Source organism: Minwuia sp. (assembly GCF_048263705.1).
In the GTDB taxonomy this organism is placed as follows: domain Bacteria; phylum Pseudomonadota; class Alphaproteobacteria; order Minwuiales; family Minwuiaceae; genus Minwuia.
Genome location: NZ_JBLXDV010000002.1, coordinates 21,371 through 48,352, shown reverse-complemented (window position 1 = coordinate 48,352; position 26,982 = coordinate 21,371). Strand labels below are relative to the sequence as shown.

Here is a 26,982-nt window from a genome sequence, read left to right as displayed (position 1 = left end):
AGTTCAGGGACCCTTCCTCACTTCGAACTTCGTTTCGAAGCCGCCCATGGTTTCGCGGATGCGGCTTTCCATATCGTCCGGCCCGCCGGAGTACTCGATGACAGCCAGGGTGCCGTGCACCTTGTCCGACCGGACCGTGACCGTGATCGTGGCCCCCGTGTCGCCTGCGAGAACTTCCATTTCGCGGTCGAAGACCCGCTGGGCGGCGGCAATGCGCAGTTCCGGCTTGAAGATCTTGCCGACCCCGGTCAGCGGCATCTCCTTCAGTTCGATGATCTCGACCGGGTTCGCGGCGCGTTCGGTGATCCGTTCGGCGACGAAGGCCTTCAGGTCGTCCTCGGGGATCGTCCTGCCGCGCGCCAACTGGACGAAGGCGACGGGCATCTCGCCGACGCGGCGGTCGGGACGGCCCACGGCGGCGGCCAGTTCGATGTCGGGATGCTGGTACAGAATGTCCTCGATGGTGGCGGGGTCGATATTGTGGCCGCCACGGATGATCAGATCCTTCGACCGGCCCGTCAGCCACAGATAGCCGTCCTTATCGAGCCGGGCGAGGTCGCCGGTGTCGAACCATTCGCCGTCCAGCCACGCCTTCGAATCATGGACCGGATCGAGGTAACCGCCGAAGATCTGAGGGCCCCGGCAGACCAGCAGTCCGATCTCTTCCGGGTCGCACGTGCGGGCGATACCGCCTTCGCCGTCCGGTTCGACGATGCGTATTTCCATGAAGGGCAGGCGAAACCCGATGGAGCCGACGCGCACCTCGCCCTCGTAGGGATTGGTGGTCGCGAAGCCGTGCGTTTCGGTCATGCCCCAACCTTCGACCAGCGGAATGCCGAGCTTCTTCATGGCCAGGTTCGCCACCTCGACCGACAGGGTCGAGCCACCGGCCGCGCCGTAACGGATACTGGAGAGATCATACTGTTCCAGCGGCTGTTGCAGCAGCATGGACCAGATGGCGGGCACGACGGGCACCATGGTCCATTTCAAACGTTCGGCGTTGGCGAAGAAGTCGCGCGCCACATTCGGATTCCGGAATCCCTCCACGCCCAGCAGGGTGATCGTGTGGCCCCAGAGGAACGGCATCGCGCCCCAGGCCGTTGCGCCGCCCACATGGAACAGTGGCAGGCCCATGGGAACATTGTGATCGTCCCCCGGGATCGCGTTGCCGAAGTTCCAGCTCTGCAGCATCAGCCCGCGCTGGGTGTGCCGGGCCAGTTTCGGAACCCCCGTGGTGCCGCCGGTGTGAAACAGGGCCGCCGTATCGTGCATGTCGAAATCGCGCGTGAAGGTCAGCTTTTCGCCGGGCACATCGCGAATGGCATCTTCATAGCGGATGACGTCATCGGCGGCACGATCGCCGCCCACCTGAATGACGATCAGATCGGGCAGGGCCTTGCGCACTTCCTCGATGCGCGGCCATGGGTCGGGGCTGACGGAAGGATGACAGCCGACAATGACCTTCGTGCCCGCCGCCTTGCAGATCGAGACGATGTGCTCCGGCTCCAGGAAGGGGTTCACGGGATTGACGATACCGGCGGTTTCCGCCCCCCAGAGGAAGTATTCCGTCTCGGGCATGATCGGCATCAGCAGGGTCACGACATCATTGTCGCCGACACCCAGATCGCGCAGCAGATTGGCCGTTGCGGTTACATTGTGCAGCAGGTCGCGATAGGTGATGGCTTCCGGTTCGTCCGCCAGTTCGCCCCGGGGCAGGTTCCATATCGCGACCCTGTCGGGGTGTTTCGCGGCGGATTCACTGATGGCCGTGTAGATGTTGTCAACCGGCAGATAGTGCTCGAACGGCTTCTTCTCGATCTCGGCGACGTCGGCCGGCGTGTTGACTGGATATCTCAATGCGTGGTCCTCCCCGGCAGTGAGGGTAGCCGAGGAGTTCCGCAGTTTCTACCAGTCCAGTTCGGTCATGGCCGCCACCGGTGTCAGTGCCGCCTCGGTGCAGATACGGTCCAGCGCGTTCCGATCCAGTTCGCCGCCCTGCATGGTCTCGCGGGCGTGGATGCCGCCGGTGACCAGCACCGCGTCGATCCCGGCGTCTGTCGCGCCCCGGATATCGGTGCGCAGCGTGTCACCGACTGCCAGTATCGAAGACGGATTCACGCCACCGAGCACGGTCTGACAATAGTCGTAGGCAACCGGATAGGGCTTGCCGAACCAGTGGGTTTCACCGCCAAGGTCCTGATAGGCTTTCGCCAGTGCGCCTGCGCAAGGGTGCATCTGGTCGCCCTTCATGACTTCGAAGTCAGGGTTGGCACAGATCAGCGGCAGGTCGACCTGCTTCGCCCAGAGCAACTGGTCGCGGTAGTCGTCGACCGTTTCGGTCTCGTCATCGTTCAGCCCGCAGCACAGGATGAAGTCGGCGTCGTCGATGCTGTTGACCTCCTGGAAGTCCAGCCCTGCGGTGATGGACCGGTCATTGCCCTTGCCCCAGAACAGGAACTTCTGGCCGACGCGAACGGTCCGTTCTTCCAGCGCCTTGCGCACCATGTCGCCGGACGCAACCACGCGCAGGTAATGGTCGCGCTGGACGCCCATCCTGGCGATGAACGGATCCACGTCCGTGCCCAGACGCGGTGCGTTCGACAGCAGGATCACCGTCTTGCCGGCGTCATGCAGTGCCTCAAGCGTGCGCAGCGCCCCCGGATAGGCCCGGATGCCGTTGTGGACGACGCCCCAGAGGTCGAACAGAAACGCATCGTAGCGTTCGGCGATGGGGGCGATATGATCGGTCACGGAAACAGTCATGCGGGCTGCGTAAACGAAGGATCGGTGCGGTTCAACGCACAAGTGGGGGGAGAGGCAAATGGACCTGAATCTGAAGAACAAGACTGTGCTGATCACGGGTGGATCGCGCGGCATTGGCTTCGCCTGCGCCGAGGTGTTTGCGCAGGAAGGCGCAAACCTGCATCTGGTCTCGATCGACCCGGACCGGCTGGCGGAGGCGCGGCGCATTCTGGAACTGACCTACCATCGGCCCGTCACGACATCGGCAGTCGACCTGTCCGACAGCGCATCCATCGCGACGGTCGCCGCCGATTGTCCGTTGCCGGACATTCTGGTGAACAATGCGGGCGCGATCCCGGCGGGGACGCTGGACCAGATCGACGAGGCGCGCTGGCGCGAGGCGTGGGATCTGAAGATATTCGGCTACATCAACATGACGCGGGACTATTACGCGCGCTTCCGGGAACGGGGTTATGGCACCATCGTCAACGTCATCGGTCTGGCGGGCGAGAATCCGGACTCCGCCTATGTGGCCGGATCGACCGGTAACGCGGCGATGATGGCGTTCACCAAGGCGATGGGCGGGGCCAGCCTGCAGGACAATATACGCATCGCCGGCGTCAATCCCGGCGCCGTGCTGACGGATCGGATCGCCACCATGCTGCGTCACGTCGCGGGCGAAACGCTGGGGGATGCCGATCGCTGGGAAGAACTGCTGGAGAATCTGCCGCTCAAGCGTGCTGCAACCCCGCGCGAAACGGCCGACGCCGTTGCGTTCCTGGCCTCGGACCGGGCGTCCTACATCTCCGGTACGATCCTGACCGTCGATGGCGGCCATGCCAGCAACAATTCCAGCTTCAAGTAGGCCCGAAGGTCAGAACAGGCGACCGCCGTTCGGGATCGGGTGCGTCGGACTGATCAGGATCACCTCTCCGTCCGAGCCGGGAAAGCCGAGGGTCAGGCATTCGGACATGAACCTGCCGATCTGCTTGCGCGGGAAGTTCACGACGGCGGCGACCTGACGCCCGATCAGGTCGTCCTTGGCGTAGTTCGTGATCTGGGCCGAACTCTTCCGCACGCCGATCTCGTCGCCGAAGTCGATGCGCAGCTTCCAGGCGGGACGTCGGGCTTCCGGAAAATCCTCGACCTCGATGATCGTTCCCACACGAATATCCACGCGCCGGAATTCGTCCCAGCTCAGGTCACCGCCGTCCCTGTCACCCATCAGTCGAACCGGCGGAACTGAACCAGCCCGTCCCGTTCGACCTGCTCGACCAGCCCGACTTCCCACGTCAGGTAGTCTTCCATGGCCTGCCGGACGCGTTCGGGATTGTCGTAGGGCTTCCACCAGACGTCGTCGATGGCACAAAGCGTGTTGTGCGTGATGCCGCTCTCGACGGGTTTGCCGCTGTCGATCCAGGCGTCTGTCCCGCCTTTCAGAACGCGGATCACAAGGTCGGGCCGCAGCTTCTGCAGCTCCCACGCGGCATAGTGTGCCAGAGTGCCGTCCGGCGAGGTCAGCATCACCATGCCGACACCGGGCAGGGCGCGGATGCATTCCTTCAGTCTGGACCGGATGGCCCAGCGCGCGCCGGGTATATGCCCCTTGCGGAATGTCAGGCTGTCGGCGAGATCGATGACGGCGGCAGGTTCGCCGGAATCCTGCACGGCGAGCATCTCGTCCGCGCTCAGGGTCTCGAAGGATCGGAAAAGTGCGGGGTCCGCCGTGTCGGGACCCGTCCCGGGCGTGTCCGGTTGTCCGGCAAGCACGAACACATCGTCGTATCCCAACTGAATCAGCCAGCTTGCGGTCATCGTCGCGCGAACGCCGTCCTCGCCGTCGCACAGCACGATGCGCGCGCCGCGGACGCCGACGTATTCGTCCGTTGCCTGCACCAGCTGGCCGCCCGGTGCGTGGTGTGCTCCCGGCCAGTGGCCGGCCTCGAATTCCTGAATCGTGCGGACGTCCAGCAGGAAGGTGGTGCGGTCCGGTTCACCGCGCCAGTCCGCAACCTGCCCGGGTGAGGTGCGCTGCACACCGAACCGTTCCGCCACCGCGTCGGCGCGGGCAATCGCCTGATCCCGGATTTCGCCTTCCGGCGCGGGCGCGTGCTCGGTCTCGCCACGGGCGCATGTCAGTCCGGCCAGTTCCCAGCCCATGGTGCCATCCTTCAGCGCCATGACCTTATTGGGAATGCCGGCATTGATCAGCGACTGCGAGCCGATGATCGACCGTGTGCGCCCGGCACAGTTCACGATCACGGTCGTCTTCGGGTCCGGTGCCATCGTGCCGACCCGCCAGGCCAGCTCCGCGCCGGGGCAATCGACGCCGCCGGGGATCGACATGCGGTTGAACTCGTCCATCGGGCGGCTGTCCAGAATGACCAGATCCTCGCCCGCATCCTTCATGGCCTGCAGGTCGGCCGCCGGGATGCGTGGCGTATCGTAATAGTGCTCGACGAATTCGCCGAAGGCCTTCGACGGCACGTTGACGCCGGAAAAGACCTCGAAGCCTTCCGCTCGCCATCCGGCCAGCCCGCCGGTGAGTATCGCGATATCCGAATAGCCCATCTCGCTCAGCCGTTCCGCCGCGCGTTCGGCCAGCCCGTCATCCTTCGGACCGCCGTCGGTCAGCACCACGGGCACGCTCCTGCGCGGCACCAGCCGCTCCGCGCGCATCTCCAGATGGCTGAGCGGTATGCAGGAGCCGAGGAAGATGTGTTCCTTCGAGAAGGCACCTTCCTCGCGCACGTCGATCAGGGCGACTTCGCCGCCACCCTTCAGCAGGCCGCGCAGGCCGGAAGCATCTATCTGTTTCATGCGGGCTCCGGCAGGTCCTGAATGCCTTCCGATGCCGGGAAGTGTTTCCAGTCGTTGGTTTCCGGCCGATAGTACTGACGGCGGTCGAGTTGCTCCAGCGCCAGCCCGTACATGTGGAAATTCAGCACGGGCTCGCGCGCGTGCATGTGGATCGAATGCAGGTCGTCGGGCAGCATCGCCACGCCCGTCCCGGCCTTCACCACGTGTTCGTCCCTGTAGGCCACGCCGCCATTGTCACGATCGTAGAACTTGTTCAGTTCCTCGCCGTACATGCCGACCACGATGGCCCAGGTGGTATGGTTGTGTGCCGGCGTGTCGCGGGGCCTGGTCGACATCTGTCCGTACAGGGCAAACCGGTGGTCGTCGTCCTCGTGCAGACGGAACAGGGCGTTCTCGACCGCGGGTCCGCCGCCGGGATGGGTGAAGTCCTCCAGCGGGAACAGATCCTTGCGTTCGGCCAGTTCCAGCAGAACCGCCTTGATGTCGTTCAGCGACGTGCGCGTGACGCCCTGGGCGGTCTCGATGGCGCGGATCCGCATGACCGCCTCGGCAATCTCGCGCTTTCTCGCCGCTGACCGTTCCGTTGCTTCCATCGTCTCCTCCCAGAGCTGTTCAGGGGTTCAGTTGTTCAACGGCCGCCGTGAAGCGGTCGATCTCTTCCCCGGTATTGTAGTAGTGTACCGAAGCCCGCACGAGTGTGGGGAGTCCTCTTTTGGTCATGTCGATCCGGGTCGAGGCCGCACTGGATGTCGAGACGTTGACGGCCCGAGCGCGCAGGCGATCCTGCACGTCAACGGCGTCGAGCCGGGGATGCGAGAAGGTCACGATCCCGCAGCGCGTCCGGCCCAGATCGTGAACCGAGAAGCCCGGCAGGCTTTCGAGACGCTCCCGCAGCAGGGCGGCCAATGCCTCGACGCGCGTTTCGATACGGTCGATGCCGACGTCCAGCATGTAATCGACGCTGACGCCGAGACCGATCTTTCCGGCCTCGTAATTCTCCCAGTTCTCGAAGCGCGCCGCGCCCTCCGCCCAGCGATAGCGTTCCGGGCCTTCCCATTTCGCAGCATGCAGGTCGATGGTCGGCGGGCGGTATCTCTCCAGCGCGCGAGGACTGGCGTACAGGAACCCGGTGCCGCGCGGACCGCGCAGGTATTTCCGGCCCGTCGCCGACAGGAAATCGCAGCCGATCTTCCGAACGTCCAGAGCCCGTTGTCCGGCCGACTGACAGGCATCCAGCAGATAGGTGATACCAGCCTCGCGGGCGACCTTCCCGACCGCTTCCGCCGGATTCACCAGACCGCCGTTCGTGGGCACATGCGTCACGGCGATCAGCCTGACCCGGTCGTCAATCATCGACCGCAGGGCATCGACATCCAGTTCGCCGTGATCGTTGCTCGGAACCACATCGACAATGACGCCACGATCTTCCTTCGCCTTCAGGTAGGAGAGGAAGTTCGAGGCGTATTCGGCCTCCGCCGTCAGGATGCGGTCGCCCGCCTTCATGGTGTCCAGCACCGCGAAGAAGGCCTGGTTCCAGGCAACGGTCGCGTTCTCGACGACCGCAATGCCGGTCGGATCGCAGTTCAGGTAGTCGGCAATCGCGTCATACGGCCGGCGCAGGGCCGCGGCGCTGCGGGCGGAAGCCTCATATCCGCCGATCCGGGCTTCCAGATCCAGCTGCTCCTTCACCGCGTCCAGCACCGCACGGGGCATCAGCCCGGCCCCCGCATTGTTGAAATGCAGCACATTCGCGGTCCCCGGCGTATCCGCCCGCAGCCGCTCTACTTCTTCATCGGTGATGGGAAAGGGTGGGGGCATATTATCTCTCGGCCAGGCGGGGCGCGGTCGAACGGGTTATCCCCGTTCGATCGCAACCCGACGTTATCAGATCGGATCCCACACGAAATATTCCGACGTGCCGTCCAGATCGAACAGTTCCTTGCGCAGGGACGGCTCGAACTGAGCCGCCAGATCCTCGTGGCTCCAGCCGTCGCCCTTGTGGATGGTCTTGATCGGGCGGGGCTGGCTGAACAGGTAGATCTCGTTGCCGCGTACACCGAAGATGTTCGCGGTCACGTCCTTCGCCGCATCGGAACAGAGATAGCTGACGACCGGCGCGATGTGCGCTGCGGTAGCATTTTCCTTGAACTTGCGGAAGCTCTCGGCCATCTCGTCCGACGTGATCGGAATGCTCTCGATCATGCGGGTCCAGGCGAACGGAGCCATGCAGTTCGACCGCACGCCGTATCGCTGGCCTTCCATGGCGATGATCTTGGACATGCCGGCGATCCCCATCTTTGCCGCGCCGTAGTTCGCCTGACCGATGGAACCATGCAGGCCGGAGGTCGAGGTGAAGTGCACGAACGATCCGGAACCGGCAGCCTTCATATGTTCGATGGCGGCGCGGCTGACCAGGAAGCAGCCGTTCAGATGCACGTCGATGACGGCCTTCCAGTCATCTTCGCTCATCTTGTGAAACATGCGATCGCGCAGAATGCCGGCGACGTTCACGACACAGTCGATACTGCCGAAATTGTCCATCGCGCATTCGACCATCGCCTTTGCACCGGCTCCATCGGAAACGGAATCCGCGTTGGCCACGGCCTCGCCGCCCGCCGCCCTGATTTCCTTCACCACGGATTCGGCGGGGCTGTCACCGGTGTCCTCGCCTTCGACGCTGCCGCCCAGATCGTTGACGACCACCTTCGCGCCGCCCTTGGCCATGTCCAGCGCGACCTCGCGTCCGATGCCGCGTCCGGCACCGGTCACCAGCGCCACTTTTCCGTCCAGAATGCCCATGAAATTCCTCCCCGAAGACTTGAGCCAAATTGTGGAACGCACGCTATCATCGCCGTGACAGGGCGGTCCAGCAGAGGAAACGGCATGACAGATCTGAACGAACTGGCGGAAGAAGCGACCCGTTTCGTGGCGACGACCTGGGGCGCGGACCACACGGTCGCGCACTTCGGGCCGATGGAAGACGGACATGCCGGACTGAGTTTCGGATTTTCGGTGATGCGCGGCGACAGGGAAGTCGAAGGTGTGATTCTGCGTCTTGCACCGAAAGGCGTGCGGCGCAGCGGCAACACGGACGTCTACCGCCAGGCACCCTTGCTGCGCGCGCTGGGCAAGGCGGGCGTCGCCGTCCCGCCGGTGCTGCACGCGCAATCGACCGAAGACTGGTTCGGAACGCCGTTCGTCATGACTCGGCGGCTGCCCGGGCGCACCATGATCATCTGGGAACCTGCCGCGGAGTTCGACGGTCGTATTGCCGATTGCTGGCTGAAGTCCGCACGGGAACTGGCGACGATCCACCGTTTCGACTGGCGGCGCGAATTGCCTGCATGGGAAGCGCCGCGCGACATGGGCGACGAGATCGCGCGCTGGTCCGGCATTCTGGAGCGGACCGATGAAGAGGACTGGAAGGCGGCGGGGCGCCGGGTGGCGCAACGGCTTCAGGCATTGCCGCTGCAACCTTCGCCCATCGGCCTGTTCCATGGTGATTACCAGCCGGGCAACGTCCTTTTCGACGGTGAACGGATCAGCGCCATTCTGGATTGGGAACTGGCGGGAATCGGGCCGCAACTGCTGGATATCGGCTGGCTGCTGATGATGGGCGATCCGCAGAGCTGGGCACCCGACTGGGCCGCGCCCGGGGTGCCGCCGGTCGCCGATCTGGTCATCGCCTATGAGACGGCGATGGGAGAGAGCTTCGACAGCATTCCCTATTTCCAGGCGTTGTCATGCTTCATCTTCGGTGTGATCACCTGTCTGAACGTGAAGCTGCATCGCACAGGCAAGCGTCACGATCCGATGTGGGAGAACTTTGCTTCGTCGGCGCCGACCCTTTTTGCGAACGCCGAACGCCTGCTTTCGCGCGGATCGTTTCACCCTTGATTAACTGAAACGGGTATAGTGTCCGCGAACACACGTCTTTCAAGCGAGTGATGCCCTTTGTCCGCCAGCCGAAAAGCCGGGAAAGGCACGATCCGCGACTTCGTGGCCTTCGATCCGTCCGACCTCTCTCCCGCAGAGCAGGAGCAGCGCTTCCTGGATTTTGCAGAGGCCGCCTCGGAATGGTTCTGGGAAATGGACGAGCATCTCCGGTTCTGCTGGTTTTCGGACCGGTTCGAGGAGATCGCCGGTGTGCCGCCGCACTATCTGCTGGGCAAGTCGCGGCGCGATCTTCTGGAAGCCAACGATCCGGTGACGGACGACATCATATCGGCCGAGGACTGGTGGAATCACGTCGCCGACCTGGAGGCGCACAGGCCGTTCAAGAGCTTCATACATCCCCGCGTCCATCCCGATGGCCGAAAGGTTTATCTGTCCATCAGCGGCAAGCCTGTCTACACGGCGGATGGCAACTTCGCCGGCTATCGCGGGATCGGGGCGGACATCACGGACCGGATGGCCATCGAGCAGTCCCTGCGCGAAGCCAAACAGGAAGCCGAGGCGGCAAATCGGGCCAAGTCGGAGTTCCTGGCCACGATGAGCCATGAACTGCGCACGCCCCTGAACGCCATCATCGGCTTTTCCGACATGATAGCGCAGGAGATGAACGGTCCGGTGGGGGTCGCGTGCTACCGCGACTACGCGTCCGACATTCACGGCAGTGGCGAGCGCCTGCTTGCCGTGATCAACGATGTTCTGGACATGGCGCGCATGGAGGCCGAACTGATGCCCGTCAGCCAGGTCTGGGTGGCGACCGGCGACCTGCTGCAGGATGCGCAGAAGAAGCTGTCGGCGCTGGCCGACCAGAACGGGATCGCGGTCGAGGTGATTTCAGAGGGCGTCTCGACCGAAGTGTTCGTCGATCGGCGGCGTATCTGTCAGGCGCTGTGCAACATTCTTTCGAACGCCGTGAAGTTCACGCAGCCGGGCGGGGCGGTCACCCTGTCGGCGGCCTGTACGGCATCCGGCGGGATCGAGCTCCGGGTCAGCGACACCGGTCACGGCATGACGGCCGAAGAGATCGGCAAGGCCATGCAGCCGTTCACCCAGATCAGCCATCATCGTACGCGCCAGCAGGAAGGGACGGGGCTCGGTCTGCCGCTGACGGACAGGCTGTGCCACCTGCACGGTGGCGAAATGACCATCACCAGTTCTCCCGGCAAGGGCACGCAGGTCGGCATTCTGTTGCCGCCGGACCGGGTGCGCAGACTTGCTGCGACCGGTTAGCGTCGCGCAGGCTCCGCGACCACCTAACGTCCGAACAGGCCGAGAAAGCCGCGTTTTCCGGATTGCCGGTTATCCTCGACGCGCACGGAGGAAGCGCCCCCGTCCAGACGGTCCACGCGCTCGGAAAGACGCTGCAGGGCGCGTTCGACCGCGCCGATGCCCTTCTGGCCTTCCGCGGGACCGCTCTTGCTGCTGATCGTGGCAACCGTTTCCTGCAATTTGCGAATTTCAGCCTCAAGCCTTTGCACCTGTCCGCGCAGAACCTCGACCTCGGTCTCGCTGGCGCGAACATCGGTCGTGCGCACTTCCGGATCGCTGGACGCGCGTCTGGCGGGCACTCGGGTCTCGCTGTCCTCCGCCGGGGTGCGGCGACGCGCGGACTGTCTCATCCGGGGTGTTTCCTCGTCGCGGTTGCGCTGGCTTTCGCGTACCGGTTCCCGGCGACCGGCCGGAGTGAAAGAGAAGGCGGTATCGGTCGGTTGCGCCGGTTCGGGATCAGGCACCGCGGTCGCAAGGGGGGCCGGTGCCCCATCATCGCCATCCATCTCGGTCCGGGAGGGGCGGCGGGACAGCCGGCTGATGCGATCGCGCAACGACGTATCGACGTTCACGGTACCGGTTGCGTCCGCAGGCCTTTCCGGTTCGGTTGATGCGGATGCGGCCGGCGGCGGTGCAGGTCTTTCGACCGGTGCCTCGGCGATATCGGCAGGATGTTCCGCAGGACGCCTGGCGGTGTCCGGATCCGTCCAGCGGCTCGCATCGGTCATGGACAGTCTTGTTCCTGTCCCCTGCGTGTCCGTCATCGTCATGTTTGTACCTTCGAGAATTACCGAACTGAAACGAAACTACAGCCTGTCCGCAACCAAGCAATTTGCAGGCCACCGAATTGCGATCCGCGCGAACAGGGTCTTGCTCAAGCGGCCTCAGCCGCGTGTTGCCAGTGCACCATCGACACGGCCGCGCGCAGCAGGCTGACGTCGGCGTCGGGGTTTCGCGTGTCTTCGCCCAGGGTGCGCCGGAACCGCTTTGCGCCGGGCAGGCCGTTCGCAAGCCCCAGCATATGGCGTGTGATCCAGGTCATCGGCGTGCCCGATGCCATTTCGCGCTCGATGTAGGGAATGATGGCTTCGACCACATCGCCACCGGTGGTGAGGGGGGGCGGGCCGCCAAGGATCCGGTCTTCGGCTTCCGCCAGCATCATCGGACGGTGGTAGGCCTCACGACCCACCATCACGCCATCGACTACCTCGAGCTGATCAAGGCAGGTACCGATGTCGGTCAGCCCGCCGTTGATCACGAGGGGCAGGCCGGGAAAGCGGGCCTTCATGCGGTGGACGAGGTCGTAGTCCAGCGGGGGCACGTCCCGGTTCTGTTTCGGGCTGAGACCCTGCAGCCAGGCCTTGCGCGCGTGGATGATGATCAGATCGGCACCGGCATCACGAACCTTCGTGATGAAGTCGGGCAGTACGGTCTCAGGGTCCTGATCGTCGACGCCGATGCGGCATTTCACGGTGACGGGGATGTCGACCGTGCGCTTCATGGCGGCGACACATTCGGCGACAAGCGCGGGTTCGCGCATCAGGCAGGCACCGAAGCGACCGTTCTGCACCCGGTCCGACGGACAGCCGCAGTTCAGATTGATCTCGTCGAAGCCGGCATCCTCGCCCATCTGCGCGCACAGAGCCAGATCGGCGGGGTCGCTGCCGCCAAGCTGCAGGGCAAGCGGGTGCTCTTCGGCGCTGTAGCGCAGCAGCTTGTCACGTGGCCCGTGAATCAGCGCGCCCGTAGTCACCATCTCAGTATACAGCAGCGCATGCGGCGAGATCAGCCGGTGCAGCATCCGGCAGTGCCGGTCCGTCCAGTCCATCATCGGCGCGACGGAGAAGCGCGTGCTGTTCCGGAATTCTTGTCCGATTGCCATGTATGACCGCAGGGTTTCATTGATGGATATGGTCATATCTAGCGGTCCGCGCCAGTCCTCGCAATCGGTGCCGGGCGGGCGCGTTCCCGGTTACCGTCGGGATCGCAAGGCAGCCCCCTTTCGAACCAGATGGTCCGGAAGGGGTCTGCGCTTCACGCACGTCGGCAGCAGGCCGTCAGACGTCGGCGATTGTGCGGAGCCCGGACAGCAGGGCCGTCCGGGCGCGGTGCCGATGTATCACGACTCTTCGAGGTCGAGCTTTTCGGCACACGCTTCCGCGAGATGACGGTCAGGCGACGTCTCGCCCGGCATGGTCGCCCAGCCCGATTCCTCGACGGCCTTGCGGCGGTTATAGCCGTTCGCGTCGCGAATGGCCGCCAGCTTGGTCATCCGTTGCGGATCATCGGCTGACATCTCCAGGCAATGCGGCACCATGGCCGCCGTCACCTCGGATCGCGCATGATCGCTGGCCATGCCCCGGGCAGAGCTGGCCGTCACCCAGCCGCCCCAGCTGAAGCCGACGATGGATATGGCGACCGCGCCTGCTGCTGCACCGAGAAGTGCGGGTTTCGTCCATTCGGGAAAAGTCATTCTGTGGTCCTCCGACGGGAAAAAGCGCCGTCTCGCTGTTCTGTCTTGTCAGAATGGGTCCGGCGATGCGCGGGCGCACGATCCGGACCCGGGTGATCCTTTGGCCGCAACACATGTCGAAACCGCCCGTTGCTTCAGGCGTTTCGGTTGCGTGTCGCGGTTCTCAAGCAGGTGACATTCCTCAAGCACGTCGGAAATTTTTTCTAACGGCCCGTCCATGAATCAGGATTTTTTGCCAGATTCAATATTTATTCGATCTCCGCTCGGAATTATCAATTCGATGGCGATAAATCAAAATGTCAGTAATATTATTATCTGATAAGCGGAAAAATTGCAACTATATTTAAATTATTTGATGAATACATCGGGATTTCATTTTGGTTTTTGAGCGAAGAAAAGCTTCTGGTTCGGATTCAGGCTGCGGCCCGGATGACCCATGGGGGAAGACGGGATTCACCTGTCTTGCCGGGTTTGCCGCAAGGGGGCAGAATTCGTCCGATTGAAAGCAATCTACCCATGATCGGGGAGGACCATGTCCATGCCGCCCATCAAACCGCTTGCGGAACTGCCGACGCATGACGTCATCAACATGCCGCCCCATCTGGACGATCAGAACCTCTGGGCTGAAGATATCGTGCTGCGCGAGGGGATCGAGCGCGAGGGCGCGGGCTGGGCCGCGGATCGTTTTGCCGCGTTCGGCGCCGAGATCGGACGCACGGAGAACTTCGACAAGGCGGATCAGGCCAATCGTTTCACGCCGGAACTGAAGGCCTTCGACCGCTATGGCATGCGCATCAATCAGGTGACGTTTCATCCCGCCTGGCACGATCTGATGAAGCTGGCCATCGAGAACGAGATCCCGAGCTTTGCCTGGCGGCACGGAGCCATGGAGGGCGGGAACGGCGCCCACGTCGGGCACGCGGCGCTGACCTACATGTTCAGTCAGGTCGAAGGCGGCGTGATGTGCCCCATGGCCATGACCTATTCGGCGATCCCGTCGCTGCGGCTGACGCCGGAGGTCGGCGACGAATGGATCCCGCGCCTGCTGTCGCCGGCCTATGACGGGCGCGACGTGCCGGTGACCGAGAAGGCCGGTGCGACCATGGGCATGTTCATGACCGAGAAGCAGGGCGGTTCGGATGTGCGGGCGAACACGACGCAGGCGCGCGCCATCGATGCGGCAACCGGGCCGGGAGCGGCCTACCTGCTGACCGGGCACAAGTTCTTCTGCTCGGCACCGATGTGCGACGCCTTCCTGACGCTGGCCTACGCCGAGAACGGCCTGTCGTGCTTTCTGGTGCCGCGCTGGAAACCCGACGGGACGCGCAACAACCTGTTCATCCAGCGCCTGAAGGACAAGCTGGGCAACCGCTCCAACGCGTCCTCGGAAATCGAGATGCAGGACACGTTCGGCATCATGGTCGGTGACGAGGGCCGGGGGGTCCGTACGATCATCGAGATGGTGACCGGCAATCGCTATTACTGTGCCATCAGTTCGGCAGGCATGATGCGGCAGGCGGTGGTGCAGGCCATGCATCACGTCACCCACCGTTCGGCCTTCCAGAAAAAGCTGATCCAGCAGCCGCTGATGCGCAACGTCATCGCCGATCTGGCCATCGAGAGCGAGGCGGCGCTGGCGCTGACCCTGCGCGTGGGGCGGGCCATGGACGAGGGGCCATCCGACGAGGGTGCCGCGGCGCTGGCCCGCATCGGCACGGCGGTCGCCAAATACTGGGTGTGCAAGCGCGCGCCGGTGCAGATCGTCGAGGCGCTCGAATGCCTTGGCGGGCCGGGCTACATCGAGGAATCCATTCTGCCGCGCCTGCTGCGGGAAGCGCCGATCAACTCGATCTGGGAAGGCTCGGGCAATGTCATGTGCCTGGACGTGCTGCGGGCGATGTTCCGCGAGAAAGCGGCGATCCCGGCCTATATGGCGGAACTGGAGCGTGCGCGCGGCGGCCATCCCGCGCTGGACGACACCATCGACGATCTTTCAGCCGAACTCGCCAATCCGGAAGAGATGGAACTGCGCGCGCGCGGCGTGACCGAGCGCATGGCGGTCGCCATGCAGGGCGCGCTGCTGGTCCGGCACAGCCCCAACGCGGTCGCCGATGCCTATTGCGCCAGCCGTCTGGGCGGACGCTGGTCCGGAGCCTTCGGCAGCCTGCCCGCCGGCCTGGATCTCGACACGATCATCGACCGCGCGGCACGACAGGTCTGAGCCCGTCACTTGACTTGGGTCGCGCGGGCGCGAAGATCGGGGCGACCAGGGAAAAACAGACTTCAGGGAGAGCGCCATGAATGCGCCCGCATCTTCTGTGGCTCATGATATGGGGCCGCGCGACGGCAAGGCCCATGTGATCGGAGACACGGGGCCGGAACTCTGGCATCGCACGATTCCCGAACAGCTTGCGATCACCGTTGACCGTTTCGGCGCGCGAGAGGCCGCCGTTTTCCGCGAGCAGGATATCCGCTGGACCTGGAAGGAGCTCTCGGCCGAGGCCGATGCGCTGGCCCACGGACTGCTGGATCTGGGACTGAAGAAGGGCGACCGCATCGGAATCTGGTCCCCCAACCGCTACGAATGGGTGCTGACCCAGTTCGCGACGGCACGCATCGGGCTGGTGCTGGTGAACATCAATCCGGCCTATAGACTTTCCGAACTGGAATATGCGCTGAACAAGGTCGGTTGCAAGGCGCTGGTCACCGCGGCAACCTTCAAGACCAGCAACTATCTGGAGATGATCCGGACGCTGGCACCCGAAATCGACGATGCTGTGCCGGGCTCGCTGATCTCGGAGAAGCTGCCGCATCTGAAAACGGTCATCCGCATGGGCGACACGCGCTCGGCCGGGATGCAGAACTTCGACGATATTGTCGAGAGCGGTCGCGACGGGGCGGCCGACAGACTTGACGCGATCACTGCGACGCTGGACGCCGATGATCCGATCAACATCCAGTTCACCTCCGGCACGACGGGCAACCCGAAGGGTGCCACCCTGACGCACAAGAACATCATCAACAACGGACGCTTCGTGGCGGCGGGGATGAACTTCACCGAGAACGATCGGCTGTGCATTCCGGTGCCGCTCTACCACTGCTTCGGCATGGTCATGGGCGTGCTGGGGTGCACGGCGACCGGCGCCTGCATGATCTTCCCCGGCGAAGCCTTCGAACCGACGCAGACACTGACCGCCGTGTCCGAGGAGAAATGCACGGCGCTGTACGGGGTGCCGACCATGTTCGTGGCCGAACTGCAGCATCCGGATCTCGCCAGCTTCGATTTCTCCAACCTGCGGACCGGCATCATGGCAGGCGCGCCGTGCCCGACCGAAGTCATGCGCCGCTGCGTGAAGGAAATGAACCTGCGCGAGGTCACCATCGCCTACGGCATGACCGAGACCAGTCCCGTCAGCTTCCAGAGCGCGGTCGACGACCCCGAGGAGAAACGGGTCTCGACGGTCGGCCAGATCCAGCCGCATGTCGAATGCAAGGTGATCGACGAGAACGGGAACATCCTGGCCCCCGGCGAGCAGGGCGAACTCTGCACCCGCGGGTATTCGGTGATGAAGGGATACTGGGCAGATGACGAACGCACCGCCGAAAGCATCGATGCCGACGGCTGGATGCACACCGGCGATCTGGCCACCATCGACGACCAGGGTTACTGCAACATCACGGGCCGGGTGAAGGACATGCTGATCCGCGGCGGCGAGAACGTCTATCCGCGCGAGATCGAGGAATACCTGTTCCGCATGCCTGAAATTCAGGACGTGCAGGTCTTCGGCGTGCCCGACCCCCGCTTCGGTGAGGAGATCGCCGTGTGGATCGTCCTGAAATCCGGCAAGAGCCTGACCGAAGACGACGTCAAGGCCTTCTGCAAGGGCCAGATCGCGCACTACAAGATGCCGCGCTATGTGAAGTTCGTCGATGAAATGCCGATGACCGTGACCGGCAAGCCGCAGAAGTTCATCATGCGGGAGATGTACGCCGAGGAACTGGGACTGACGGAAGAGAAGACGGCCTGATGGGGCAGCTTCGTTTCATCTATTTCGCCGATCCCATGTGTTCGTGGTGCTGGGGGTTCTCACCCAACATGCACCGGGTCCAGGAAAGGCATCCCGATATTCCCGTCCGGCTCGGCATGGGCGGGCTGTATCCCGGCGTGACCAAGCCGATGACGGAGAAGACGAAACAGGAAGTCGCCAAACACTGGACGCACGTCCATGAAGCTTCGGGACAACCTTTCGATCACGGCTTTTTCGAGCGCGAGGGTTTTGTCTACGACACGCTGCCGTCCAGTCAGGCGCTGGTAGCGATGAAGCGCATGACGGGCGAGAACGGGATGGATTTCCTGGATGTGCTGCACGCCGCATTCTATCGCGACAATCGTGACCTGACGGACCGTGAGGTGCTGGCGGATATTGCCGAAGAGGCGGGACTCGATCGGGCAGAATTCATCGAAATGATGACGTCGGACACCGTGCGGCAACTGACCGAGCGTGACATTCATTTCGCCCGCAGTCTCGGGGTTCAGGGCTTCCCGTGCCTGCTGGGATATGATGAGGAACGCTACCGGCTGATCTCGATGGGGTATCAGACCTGGGAGTGGCTGGAGAAGGTCATCGACCGCTGGATCGAGAAGTCGCGCGTCGTGAACTGAAGTCCGGCCGGTCTCAGCTGGCGGGGATGTCACCTATCCGGTTGCTGATCGCCTTGCCGCATCCCGCCGGACCTTTGCCGTCGCGGCGGGATATCGCCACCTTGCGCACGGTGTCGGACGGATCGACGAACAGCAGGATCACGCACTGACGATCCTGATACCGCCACATCGCATGGTCTCCCTCGCGCCACATCGCATCGGGCGCGCCCATCCAGCCGCGCACGCGCCGGGACGGTGCCCCGACCAGCGCGTCAGGCGTGACTTCGGGCAGCGGGGGCGTCGGTTCCTTGATCGCCGGTTCCGGTCGTGCGTAGGCGAGAACATCGTCGCCATCTTCACGACCGACGGCCTTGCGGCCTTCCAGCACGGACTCAAGCTGATCCTGGCGGTCAATCCGCTCCGGCTCGCTGGCGAGCAGGTTTGCCAGAGCTTCAGGCAGTTCGACGCTGGCGCAGCCGTGCAAAGCCGTGGCGATGACCAGGGCGAAGAGGGTTCGGGATTTCACGATGCCGATGGTCAGCCCGCCGCGCGGGCCTGAACCAGTTCCGGGTCGATGGAATCGATCGTGCCGTCCAGGCGGCCCCCCGGTTCGATTTCGATTTCGGCGTAGCTGATGCTGCCCTGCACGCGTCCGCCGGATCGGATGATCAGCCGGCCGCGCACCTTCAGGGTGCCTTCGAAGCGGCCCATCACTTCGGCCTGCTCCACCTCCGCGACGCCTTTCAGAACACCGGACTCGGTGATCACGAAGCCCTTGCAGTTGGACAGGGTCGCCTCGGCGCTGCCGTGGATCATCAGGGTCTCGCAGTCCCCGATCTCGCCTTTCAGATTGATCTGCCGGCCGATGACCAGCGTCTTGGCGTCAGGTGCCATGCCCTTGTTCCCCTCATCCCGCCGATGCGCGCGGCCCGGCGTGGCCGGCTCCGGACGAAATGCGGTTTGCTTGCCCTGTTTCAGCGGCAGTACCGGTCCCTCCACCGGTGCGGCCTCTGGCTCTTCTGTCGGCTTCTTTCTGAACATGGTTCAGTTCGTCGCCTGAATATGGCTGCTTTCGGCGCGGGCGATCTTGCCGCGCTTCTCCAGTCCCTTGAAAATATGCACCATCATGGCGATCCCTACCACCGGAACAATCAGGTTCAGGAAGGGGATCGTGAAACCCAGTGCGATGGCGATGCCGCCGAGCAACACCGTGCTCGAATTCTTCCGGCGCGCATCGTAGATCTCACCCGGTTTCAGATGCCGGTAGCCGACGAGTTCGAAATATTCCCGACCCAGCAGCCAGCCGTTGATCGCAAAGATCAGCAGCAGGAGGGGCGGGAAGAAGATTCCGATGATGTAGAGCGGTACCAGCAGGAGGTTCACACCGACGACCATCGCGGTGAACTTGACCGAATTCCAGACCGACGGCCAAAGCGGGGGCTCCTCGCCCGGCAGGTCTCCGGGATAATGGCGATCCTCTACCGCCTTGGCGGCACCGTCCAGAAACATGCCCGCGATGCCGGTCACGATGGCGGGAAACAGGATCCACATCAGGCCGGCGATCGTGATGACAGAACCCACCTCGGCCACGTTGATGATCCAGCCGTCGATCGCACTGAGATAGATGCCCAGCAGGTAATCCGTCGCCAGCCAGGCCGCCACCAGCGCAATCACCACTGCACCGGCGGCCAGCAGCAGCGAACGCCAGAGAATGGTCCGAAGCTTCGGGTCAGCCGCAAGCTGGCCAAACCCTTTCAATGCGCCATTGATGACGAGTCCGATCACGGCGTTCCTCTCGGGTCGATGGGCAGTTGAGCCGTCAGGCCCGCCGCCTGTTCAAACATGTGCGCCACGGACAGGACGATGTCTTCGCGGCGCTGCGGTCCGACGATCTGCAGACCGACCGGCAGTCCCTCGTCCGTCATTGCGCCGGGCACCGATATCGCGGGGTTCGTGGTCACTGTGATGGCGAAGGTCATGATCAGCCAACTGATATAGCTATCGAACTTGCGACCTTCCAGTTCTTCCAGGTAACGAATGTCCGCATCGAAAGGCGGCGTATTCACCGTGGGCGTAACGAAAGCGTCAATGTCGTCGAACTGTGCCTCGAACCGCTGGAAAAGGTCGGCGCGCGCGCGATCGGCCTCACCAATCTCCTCGGCGGTGAGTTTCAGCCCCTTCTCGATGTTCCAGATGACTTCAGGTTTCAGCCTGTCGCGGTGAAGTTTCAGCTTCTCGGCATGGGCGGCGGCGAACTGGCTGGCGCGCAGGACCTGGAACGTCGCCTCGACCCCGGAAAAATCGACGGTCGACTCGACGACTTCGGTGCCCATGTCGCGGAAGTGCTGCATCGCCGCTTCCGTCGCCTTGCGGACATCGGGGTGGATCGGGCTGACGCCCATATCCATGGAGAACGCAACCCGTTTCGGCGGACGGGCATCGGCGATGGCCTGTTGAAACGGGACCGCCGGCCTGGGCAGCGAAATCGGATCCTTGCGCTGGTGACCGCAGAGGGTATCCAGGAAAAGCGCCACATCGGCAACGGTGCGGCCCATCGGACCGTCCACCGAATTCGGCGTGAACGGCAACGACGAAGGACCGTGCGGCACCCGGCCCGGACTGGGCCGCAGACCGACGGAGCCGGAGAACGAGGCAGGGATGCGCAGGGATCCGCCGTGATCGCTGCCCTGTGCCAGCCAGACCTGTCCGGTGGTCACCGCGACGGCCGATCCACCCGATGAACCGCCCGGTGTTTTTGAGACGTCCCACGGGTTGCGCGTAACGCCGAAAACCTCGTTGAAGGTCTGTGCGCCGGCACCGAACTCCGGTGTGTTCGCCTTGGCCACCACCAGGCCGCCGCGTTCCTCCACGCGTTCGACCATGACATCGGATGCGGCCGGAATGTTGTCGGCATAGATCGGCGATCCGAAGGTGGAGCGGACCCCCTTGACCTCGGTCAGGTCCTTGATTGCGACGGGCAGTCCGTAAAGGTGTCCCGGATCCGGATCGTCAGGCACTTTCAGCCGGCTGGCGTGCGTGCGCGCGCGATCGAAGCAGAGCGTTGGCAGCGCATTCACGGCACCATCAACCTCGGCCACGCGCGCTTCCGACGCATCGATCAGTTCCATCGGAGAGATATCGCCAGCCTTCAGGCGGGCAACGGCTTCGGTTGCACTCATGCGGATCAGTTCATTCATGGCAGCGGAGTTTGCGTCACGGGCGCGAACGTGTAAACCGGGCCGATCAATGCGATCTGGGAGTTTTCCGATGAGTGATACGCGCCATGACGTCATTGCGCTGGGCAATGCCATTGTCGATGTTCTGTCCGAGTCCGACGATGCCTTTCTGAAGGCGCACGGCCTGCCGAAGGGCAGCATGCAACTGATCGACGAAGCGCAGGCGACATCGCTCTATGCGGACATGGGACCGGGCGTCGAAAGCTCCGGCGGTTCGGCGGCGAACACGGTGGTCGGCGTCGCGGCCATGGGGGGACGCTCGGCGTTCATCGGTCGGGTTCAGAACGACCAGCTCGGTGAAGTATTCACGCATGACATCCGCGCGTCCGGCGTCAGTTTCGATCCGCCGCAGGCGCTGCCCGGTGCGGCGACGGCGCGCTGCCTGGTGCTGGTCACACCCGATGCGCAGCGCACGATGAACACATTCCTGGGGTGCAGTGGGGAACTGGGGCCGGACGATGTGGATCCCGATCTGATCCTGGGGGCGTCCATTACCTATCTGGAAGGCTATCTGTGGGATCCCGAGCCGGCCAAGGCCGCCTTTCGCAAGGCCATGGAAGTTGCCAAGGCAGGTGGTCGCGATGTCGCCCTCAGCCTGTCGGATTCCTTCTGTGTCGATCGGCATCGTGATGAGTTCCGGCAGCTTGTGGCCGGCCCGGTCGACATCCTGTTCGCCAATGAGGACGAGATCATGTCGCTGTATCAGACGGACGATTTCGAGGAAGCGATGGATGCCGTGCGCGGCGATGCACCCTTGTCGATCCTCACGCGCAGCGAGAAGGGCTGCGTGATCGTCACCCCCGAGGAAACCATCATGGTCGGTGCCAGGGTGCCCGAGAAGCTGGTCGATACGACCGGAGCGGGCGATCTGTTCGCCGCCGGTTTTCTGCATGGGCTGACCACGGGCCGGGATCTCGCGACCTGCGGGCGGATGGGGGCGATCGCGGCGGCCGAGATCATCAGCCACTACGGGGCGCGCCCTGAATCCGACCTGAGAGCCCTGATCGCGGGCGTCTGAAACGGCCAAAGAAAAACCCCCGGATCGCTCCGGGGGTCCCACGATTCAGGGTCGCCTCAACAGATCAGCCGATGGCCTTCTGCAGGTTCTGGTCGAGCGCGTCCAGGAACTGGTTTGTGGTCATCCAGGACTGGTCCGGACCGATCAGGATGGCCAGATCCTTGGTCATCTGCCCGTTCTCGACGGTCTGGATGCAGACCCGCTCCAGCTTCTCGGCAAACTCGACGACCTTCGGCGTGTCGTCCATGCGGCCGCGATAGTTCAGGCCGCGGGTCCACGCGAAGATCGATGCGATCGGGTTCGTCGAGGTCTCCTTTCCCTGCTGGTGCATGCGATAGTGACGGGTGACCGTGCCATGCGCGGCTTCGGCCTCAACGGTCTTGCCGTCCGGCGTCATCAGCACCGATGTCATCAGGCCCAGTGAGCCGAAGCCCTGTGCGACCGTGTCGGACTGCACATCGCCGTCATAGTTCTTGCAGGCCCAGATGTACTTGCCGGACCATTTCATCGCACAGGCGACCATGTCGTCGATCAGGCGGTGTTCGTAGATGATGCCCTTCTTGTCGAACTCGGCCTTGAACTCGTTCTGGTAGACCTCCTCGAACAGATCCTTGAAGCGCCCGTCGTAGGCTTTCAGGATGGTGTTCTTGGTCGACATGTATACGGGCCAGCCGCGGTCCAGTCCGAAGTTCATGCTGGAGCGTGCGAAGTCACGGATCGAGTCATCCAGATTGTACATGGACATGGCGACACCACTACTGGGGAAGTCATAGATTTCCCGCTCGATGACATCGCCGTTCTCGCCTTCCCACTTCAGGGTCATCTTGCCCTTGCCGGGCACCAGGAAGTCGGTGGCGCGGTACTGGTCGCCGAAGGCGTGACGTCCGATGACGATCGGATCGGTCCAGCCGGGTACCAGACGCGGCACGTTCTGGCAGATGATCGGTTCGCGGAAGATGGTGCCGCCCAGAATGTTGCGGATCGTACCGTTCGGACTGCGCCACATCTTTTTCAGCTTGAATTCCTCGACGCGCTGCTCGTCGGGGGTGATGGTGGCGCACTTCACGCCCACGCCATACTTCTTGATGGCTTCAGCGCTGTCGATGGTGATCTGGTCGTCGGTCCGGTCACGCTCTTCCACGCTTAGATCGTAGTAATGAAGATCGATATCCAGGTAGGGCAGGATCAGCTTCTGCTTGATGAAATCCCAGATGATACGGGTCATCTCGTCGCCATCCAGCTCGACAACCGGATTCTTTACCTTGATCTTGTCCATACCCCACCCTTTTTCGCTGCTTGATGAACCTGCGGCCGGAACCGGTCCCGTTTGGGATGAGCCGGTTGTATCATCCGGAACCGCAGGGTCAAAAGGGAAGGGTGTCTGACCTTGAATGCGATAGGGTCTACTGCCTGAAGACCTTCGGTCCCTGTTCGGCAAGCGTATCGCCGAAGCTGATCAAGGCCTTGTTGATTCCCGCACGGGTCCGAACAGCGGCGCTGGCGTTCTCCAACTCACTAAGACCCGTGGCGAGCCCGACGTTTCTTCGCGCTGCCCGGCTTGCGGTCAGCGCCTGCCGCATCAGCGAGCCGCTTGTCGTGGCGACGCCGCGCGCACTGCCCACCACATTCTGCTTTGCAAGTCCGCGGGCCAGGTTCTCGGCGCTGTCGCGCTTCTGTCTCGCAAGTTCCAGTCGGGACTTGGACCGGCTCAGTCGCTGCTGTTGTTTCGCCGATGAGATGGAGTTCGCCGTCTGCAGGCCGGAAAGGCCCATCAGGACGACTGGGGTGACTGGATCTGACATTATTGAGCTACCTCTGCTGTGATTGAAAGAATGGATGCCGGTTCGGTGGAACGGCCGGTTACACGCACGGACGAGCCTGCGCCGTCACGACCGCCGCTCCATCCCAGGAAGCGAACGGTGCGCATGCCGGTGAAGGTTGGTGCCGGCTTGTCGAATGACGTCTGCTCCAGAGCATTGCCGCTGACGGTGCGACCGTTGACGTCGAAGCAGGTCGCATACCCGGCGCGCACGGTCGCGCGGATCAGACGGTGGCGATTGCCCACCAGCGTGCCGTCAGTGAGCTGCGCCTCGATCGGCATGGTCTCGACTGCCCAGTCAAAGGGCAGGCCGGCATGCAGTTCGGAAACCGCGACCGGCGATGTGATCCGGCCATCGCTTACCGAAGCGACGCCGAGGTCCATCCCGTCGCCAAACAGCCGCACCTCCTGACCGTTGAAGATATCGAGACCGGACCAGGCGTTGCTCGGCACCGGCTGGTCGGCGGTCGCCACGATCGCGCTGTCGAGCCGACATCCAGGGTCCAGGCGCTCGATGAAGCAGCGGAGGTTTCCCTGAAGCCGCCGTTCGACCAGGCAGTAAACGTCGGAACCGACAGTCGCGAGGCTGCGGACCTTGCCATCGTCGGCAGGGATGATCCGCGTCCAGCCCGCAATTTTCTGGGATCGTCGCGTGTTGAGTACGGCCACGGTGCCATCCTGATTGACGACCAGAAGATGATTGGCGGCATCCGCTTCAGTTCCCAGACGGGCCGCAATCTCCACGGGACCGTCGATAAGGCCGCCAGCCAGCAGGCCCAGGTCCTGTGCGATGAACTGCTGCTGAACCTCGTCGAACACCAGTTCGTTGCAGGTTGCACGCGTACCATCGTCGCCGCGACGGATGAAAGCGACCGCGCCATCGATTTCGGCCGGTCGCAAACGTGCCGCCGGCAATTCGCTGTGCCTGCGCAGAAAGAAGTTCGCAGGTGTGACAGGGGTCTCGCCACTGGCAAAGACGCCGCCGGAGGTGAACGCAAAGAAGTCGTTGGCGGCGAACAGCTGTTCAACGGAAGCGATCTGGTCGTTATCGAGTGTCATCTCGACGGCTTCGTCATCCAGCGAATCCGCGGTTGTCTCGAAACTGAAGAAATCCCCTGCGCGACTGCCCCAGATCGTTTGTGGCCGCGACGGTGTACCACCGAAGTACAGTCGACCCTGAAACAGATGAGCGGCGCCCGGCCAGCCACGGCTGTTCGACCAGGCGTCTTCCTCGATGGACCAGAGACCTGGTTTCGCGGCTGCGGTACCGTCCAGATCCTGTATGACCTCGCCCTGGACCGTATCGGCATCAACTCTCGCCGTCAGCCTGATCAGCCCGTCGTTCATTCTGATCCAGTAGGTCGGATCGTCTTCGCCGAAACCGATGGAATCAAAGTCAACGGAATCGGTGGTCGAGATGTTGATGGTGCCGCTGGCGGCGTTCGCGGTCGCCGTGCCTTTGGATGCCGCGCCGAAGTTGAAGGTCGGCGTATTGGTGAGCGGCAGCGTTTCGAGTTTCCAGCTCTGGCCGCCTCCGATGCGGATCAGGCGTTTCGGTGCATGGTTTGGGTGAACGAGGATCATGGTGTCGAGGCTCTGCGTCCAGGACAGGTTTTCCAGATCGTCTGATGAGAAAAATCGGTCGGCGTCGTCTGCAATCTGGGGGTCGGGTTCGACCGTGGCTTCTTTCTGGTCCGTGATTGTGGCTCCGATCTTGGCTCGCGAGAATATCTCGATCTTCTGATGCGAGAAGGCGATCAGGTACGTTGTCTCGAAGGAGAATGCGAACCTTGCCAGGCGGATGTTGGTCTGTCCGACGGGCGGCGTGATCTCGGCCACATGTCTGAGGCCGCCGCGTGTTTCGACGCCGCCCTGGGCGAGGCCCAGAACGTTCGAAAGGTCGCGCGCGCCTGCATAGTAGGCCTTCACGTCGGTTCTGGCGTCCAGCGACGGATCGAGCATGCCGTTGGCGAAGCCGAACTGTTGGGTCGGGGTACGTCTGGGCATGCCGGTCAGCCTCGCGCGTCAATGAGGGGGAAGTTCTCGATCGCCTGGGGCGTCTGCTGCTGTCCGTCGATCGTGCGCGCACGCGCGAACTCCATCTCCGCCGCCTTGGTCAGCGCTTCCGTGCGCGATGTGTTCTCCGTAAGCGGCAGGCAGAACTCCGCTGCCAGTCTCGCGATCAGCGTCTGGTCGAAGAAGGGCGGAAATGCCGATTCATCGGGTCGAAAGACGTGTGTCAGGGTGATGCTTTCGGCGTTCGTGTGCAGGCGGCGTTCGTGAATGCGATATGCAACGCCTCGGCCTCTGCCGGAACCGGTGGCCCCGACGGACAGGACGCGAAGAAAGTCTGCGGGCAGGGCAAACGCATTCTCGAAATCGGCCACCGGTTTGACCGTCAGTCTGGGCAGCGTGGTCTGCGCGGATGCGAACGACCAGGGATGGGCGGACAACAGCGCATCACGTGTAACGCTGTAGAGCAGTGCAGCGACTTCTGCCTCTGCCGTCCCGTCCTCGAAGCTGGTGATGGGGCTCGCCCCGACTTTCAGCAGGGCCCGGGTCGAAAGCTGGATCTTGTTGAGTGCCATGATGCGGCTTCTCCGAATGTATGTTCAGGCTGATGGCTCCGCTCTGTCCCCGCGAAAATGATCGCGGGGACCCGGCAGCTGGTGACGGCGTGCCGGACTGCGGGGCAGAATTCCGCAGCAGAAGGGAGAACAAGTGGTCAGCAGCGGTCCGGATCAGGCCGAATCGCTGCCGCCGATTGCAGTGGCGTTGGTCAGATCGACCACGCCGCCGGTGTTCTGGTTGACAATGGCGATACCGCTGCCATCGCTTGCCTTGACGAACAGCCAGTCATTGACGCGAAGCATGTCCTTCGCCTCGTTGAAGTAGCCTGCGGTGGTGACGGCGCTGAGATCGTCATCGGAGGTGGTGTACCCCCAAAGCGCGAAGCCGGCACCGCCGCCGGCCATGCGTTCCAGTTCCTCAATCTTGAAAGCCATGTTCAGT

26 protein-coding genes are annotated in these 26,982 nt (G+C 63.2%); 7 read left to right on the top strand and 19 right to left on the bottom strand.

The window, feature by feature from the left end:
* Nucleotides 1-3: 3 nt before the first annotated feature.
* Together ACN0X7_RS02620 and ACN0X7_RS02615 are read right to left on the bottom strand one after the other, a co-directional pair.
* The gene (locus ACN0X7_RS02620) at nt 4-1,857 is read right to left on the bottom strand and encodes an acyl-CoA synthetase (protein ID WP_417513819.1); all 1,854 of its coding nucleotides are present in this window, start codon (nt 1,855-1,857) and stop codon (nt 4-6) included.
* A 48-nt stretch (nt 1,858-1,905) separates the two neighbouring features.
* The gene (locus ACN0X7_RS02615) at nt 1,906-2,763 is read right to left on the bottom strand and encodes a TIGR01459 family HAD-type hydrolase (RefSeq protein ID WP_417513817.1); all 858 of its coding nucleotides are present in this window, start codon (nt 2,761-2,763) and stop codon (nt 1,906-1,908) included.
* Between the two features lie 58 nt (nt 2,764-2,821).
* On the opposite strand from ACN0X7_RS02615, the gene ACN0X7_RS02610 reads away from it, so the two are divergent.
* Entirely contained in the window at nt 2,822-3,607 is a 786-nt protein-coding gene (locus tag ACN0X7_RS02610) for a short-chain dehydrogenase/reductase (RefSeq protein WP_417513815.1), read from the top strand.
* A 9-nt stretch (nt 3,608-3,616) separates the two neighbouring features.
* Here ACN0X7_RS02610 and ACN0X7_RS02605 read toward each other — a convergent pair whose 3' ends face one another.
* The 5 genes from ACN0X7_RS02605 to ACN0X7_RS02585 all read right to left on the bottom strand — a co-directional run bounded on the left by ACN0X7_RS02605 (nt 3,617) and on the right by ACN0X7_RS02585 (nt 8,361).
* Complete coding sequence (locus ACN0X7_RS02605; protein ID WP_417513813.1) at nt 3,617-3,967, bottom strand: tRNA-binding protein; 351 nt, start codon at nt 3,965-3,967, stop codon at nt 3,617-3,619.
* Nucleotides 3,967-5,562, bottom strand: a complete 1,596-nt coding sequence (locus ACN0X7_RS02600) for a rhodanese-like domain-containing protein (protein WP_417513811.1) — start codon at nt 5,560-5,562, stop codon at nt 3,967-3,969. The genes ACN0X7_RS02605 and ACN0X7_RS02600 overlap by 1 nt, the downstream gene beginning before the upstream one ends.
* Nucleotides 5,559-6,155: a cysteine dioxygenase gene (locus tag ACN0X7_RS02595; protein ID WP_417513809.1), complete on the bottom strand. Its 597-nt coding sequence runs from the start codon at nt 6,153-6,155 to the stop codon at nt 5,559-5,561. Before ACN0X7_RS02595 ends, ACN0X7_RS02600 begins: the two co-directional genes overlap by 4 nt.
* Nucleotides 6,156-6,174: 19 nt before the next feature.
* Nucleotides 6,175-7,380 carry an aminotransferase class V-fold PLP-dependent enzyme gene (locus tag ACN0X7_RS02590; RefSeq protein ID WP_417513807.1) on the bottom strand — a complete coding sequence of 402 codons (1,206 nt, stop codon included), beginning with the start codon at nt 7,378-7,380 and terminating at the stop codon, nt 6,175-6,177.
* Nucleotides 7,381-7,446: 66 nt separating this feature from the next.
* Nucleotides 7,447-8,361: an SDR family NAD(P)-dependent oxidoreductase gene (locus tag ACN0X7_RS02585; protein WP_417513805.1), complete on the bottom strand. Its 915-nt coding sequence runs from the start codon at nt 8,359-8,361 to the stop codon at nt 7,447-7,449.
* Between the two features lie 84 nt (nt 8,362-8,445).
* On the opposite strand from ACN0X7_RS02585, the gene ACN0X7_RS02580 reads away from it, so the two are divergent.
* Nucleotides 8,446-9,459 carry a phosphotransferase family protein gene (locus tag ACN0X7_RS02580; protein WP_417513803.1) on the top strand — a complete coding sequence of 338 codons (1,014 nt, stop codon included), beginning with the start codon at nt 8,446-8,448 and terminating at the stop codon, nt 9,457-9,459.
* A 57-nt stretch (nt 9,460-9,516) separates the two neighbouring features.
* Nucleotides 9,517-10,743, top strand: a complete 1,227-nt coding sequence (locus tag ACN0X7_RS02575; protein ID WP_417513801.1) for a PAS domain-containing sensor histidine kinase — start codon at nt 9,517-9,519, stop codon at nt 10,741-10,743.
* A 23-nt stretch (nt 10,744-10,766) separates the two neighbouring features.
* On the opposite strand, the gene ACN0X7_RS02570 is transcribed toward ACN0X7_RS02575, so the two are convergent.
* From ACN0X7_RS02570 to ACN0X7_RS02560, 3 genes are all read right to left on the bottom strand, one after another.
* The gene (locus ACN0X7_RS02570) at nt 10,767-11,510 is read right to left on the bottom strand and encodes a hypothetical protein (protein ID WP_417513799.1); all 744 of its coding nucleotides are present in this window, start codon (nt 11,508-11,510) and stop codon (nt 10,767-10,769) included.
* 146 nt (nt 11,511-11,656) lie between these two features.
* Nucleotides 11,657-12,664, bottom strand: a complete 1,008-nt coding sequence (gene dusA / locus ACN0X7_RS02565; protein WP_417513797.1) for a tRNA dihydrouridine(20/20a) synthase DusA — start codon at nt 12,662-12,664, stop codon at nt 11,657-11,659.
* Between the two features lie 237 nt (nt 12,665-12,901).
* Entirely contained in the window at nt 12,902-13,255 is a 354-nt protein-coding gene (locus ACN0X7_RS02560; protein ID WP_417513795.1) for a hypothetical protein, read from the bottom strand.
* A 538-nt stretch (nt 13,256-13,793) separates the two neighbouring features.
* Between ACN0X7_RS02560 and ACN0X7_RS02555 the strand changes: the two genes are divergently transcribed.
* The 3 genes from ACN0X7_RS02555 to ACN0X7_RS02545 all read left to right on the top strand — a co-directional run bounded on the left by ACN0X7_RS02555 (nt 13,794) and on the right by ACN0X7_RS02545 (nt 17,918).
* Nucleotides 13,794-15,476, top strand: a complete 1,683-nt coding sequence (locus ACN0X7_RS02555; protein ID WP_417513793.1) for an acyl-CoA dehydrogenase family protein — start codon at nt 13,794-13,796, stop codon at nt 15,474-15,476.
* A gap of 76 nt (nt 15,477-15,552) precedes the next feature.
* The gene (locus ACN0X7_RS02550) at nt 15,553-17,283 is read left to right on the top strand and encodes an AMP-binding protein (protein WP_417513791.1); all 1,731 of its coding nucleotides are present in this window, start codon (nt 15,553-15,555) and stop codon (nt 17,281-17,283) included.
* Entirely contained in the window at nt 17,283-17,918 is a 636-nt protein-coding gene (locus ACN0X7_RS02545) for a DsbA family protein (protein WP_417513789.1), read from the top strand. Before ACN0X7_RS02550 ends, ACN0X7_RS02545 begins: the two co-directional genes overlap by 1 nt.
* Before the next feature lie 13 nt (nt 17,919-17,931).
* Here the strand turns inward: ACN0X7_RS02545 and ACN0X7_RS02540 are convergent, their stop codons facing one another.
* Genes ACN0X7_RS02540 through ACN0X7_RS02525 form a run of 4 tightly spaced genes read right to left on the bottom strand, consistent with a single transcriptional unit; the run spans nt 17,932 to nt 21,094 of the window.
* Nucleotides 17,932-18,423: a hypothetical protein gene (locus tag ACN0X7_RS02540; RefSeq protein WP_417513787.1), complete on the bottom strand. Its 492-nt coding sequence runs from the start codon at nt 18,421-18,423 to the stop codon at nt 17,932-17,934.
* 11 nt (nt 18,424-18,434) lie between these two features.
* The gene (locus tag ACN0X7_RS02535; protein ID WP_417513785.1) at nt 18,435-18,938 is read right to left on the bottom strand and encodes a bactofilin family protein; all 504 of its coding nucleotides are present in this window, start codon (nt 18,936-18,938) and stop codon (nt 18,435-18,437) included.
* A gap of 3 nt (nt 18,939-18,941) precedes the next feature.
* A complete protein-coding gene (locus ACN0X7_RS02530) occupies nt 18,942-19,682 on the bottom strand; it encodes an EI24 domain-containing protein (protein ID WP_417513783.1) in 741 nt (246 codons plus the stop codon).
* Nucleotides 19,679-21,094, bottom strand: coding sequence for an amidase (locus tag ACN0X7_RS02525; protein ID WP_417513781.1), 1,416 nt, complete (start codon nt 21,092-21,094; stop codon nt 19,679-19,681). The genes ACN0X7_RS02530 and ACN0X7_RS02525 overlap by 4 nt, the downstream gene beginning before the upstream one ends.
* 70 nt (nt 21,095-21,164) lie before the next feature.
* On the opposite strand from ACN0X7_RS02525, the gene ACN0X7_RS02520 reads away from it, so the two are divergent.
* Nucleotides 21,165-22,151, top strand: coding sequence for an adenosine kinase (locus ACN0X7_RS02520; RefSeq protein WP_417513779.1), 987 nt, complete (start codon nt 21,165-21,167; stop codon nt 22,149-22,151).
* 64 nt (nt 22,152-22,215) lie between these two features.
* Here ACN0X7_RS02520 and ACN0X7_RS02515 read toward each other — a convergent pair whose 3' ends face one another.
* From ACN0X7_RS02515 to ACN0X7_RS02495, 5 genes are all read right to left on the bottom strand, one after another.
* Nucleotides 22,216-23,427 (bottom strand): NADP-dependent isocitrate dehydrogenase, encoded by a 1,212-nt coding sequence (locus ACN0X7_RS02515; protein WP_417513777.1) that lies wholly within the window; start codon nt 23,425-23,427, stop codon nt 22,216-22,218.
* 127 nt (nt 23,428-23,554) lie between these two features.
* Nucleotides 23,555-23,923 carry a hypothetical protein gene (locus ACN0X7_RS02510; RefSeq protein WP_417513775.1) on the bottom strand — a complete coding sequence of 123 codons (369 nt, stop codon included), beginning with the start codon at nt 23,921-23,923 and terminating at the stop codon, nt 23,555-23,557.
* Between the two features lie 29 nt (nt 23,924-23,952).
* Entirely contained in the window at nt 23,953-25,977 is a 2,025-nt protein-coding gene (locus tag ACN0X7_RS02505; RefSeq protein ID WP_417513773.1) for a hypothetical protein, read from the bottom strand.
* 5 nt (nt 25,978-25,982) lie between these two features.
* Entirely contained in the window at nt 25,983-26,558 is a 576-nt protein-coding gene (locus ACN0X7_RS02500) for a hypothetical protein (RefSeq protein WP_417513771.1), read from the bottom strand.
* 153 nt (nt 26,559-26,711) lie between these two features.
* Nucleotides 26,712-26,975, bottom strand: a complete 264-nt coding sequence (locus ACN0X7_RS02495) for a hypothetical protein (protein WP_417513769.1) — start codon at nt 26,973-26,975, stop codon at nt 26,712-26,714.
* Between the last annotated feature and the right edge of the window lie 7 nt (nt 26,976-26,982).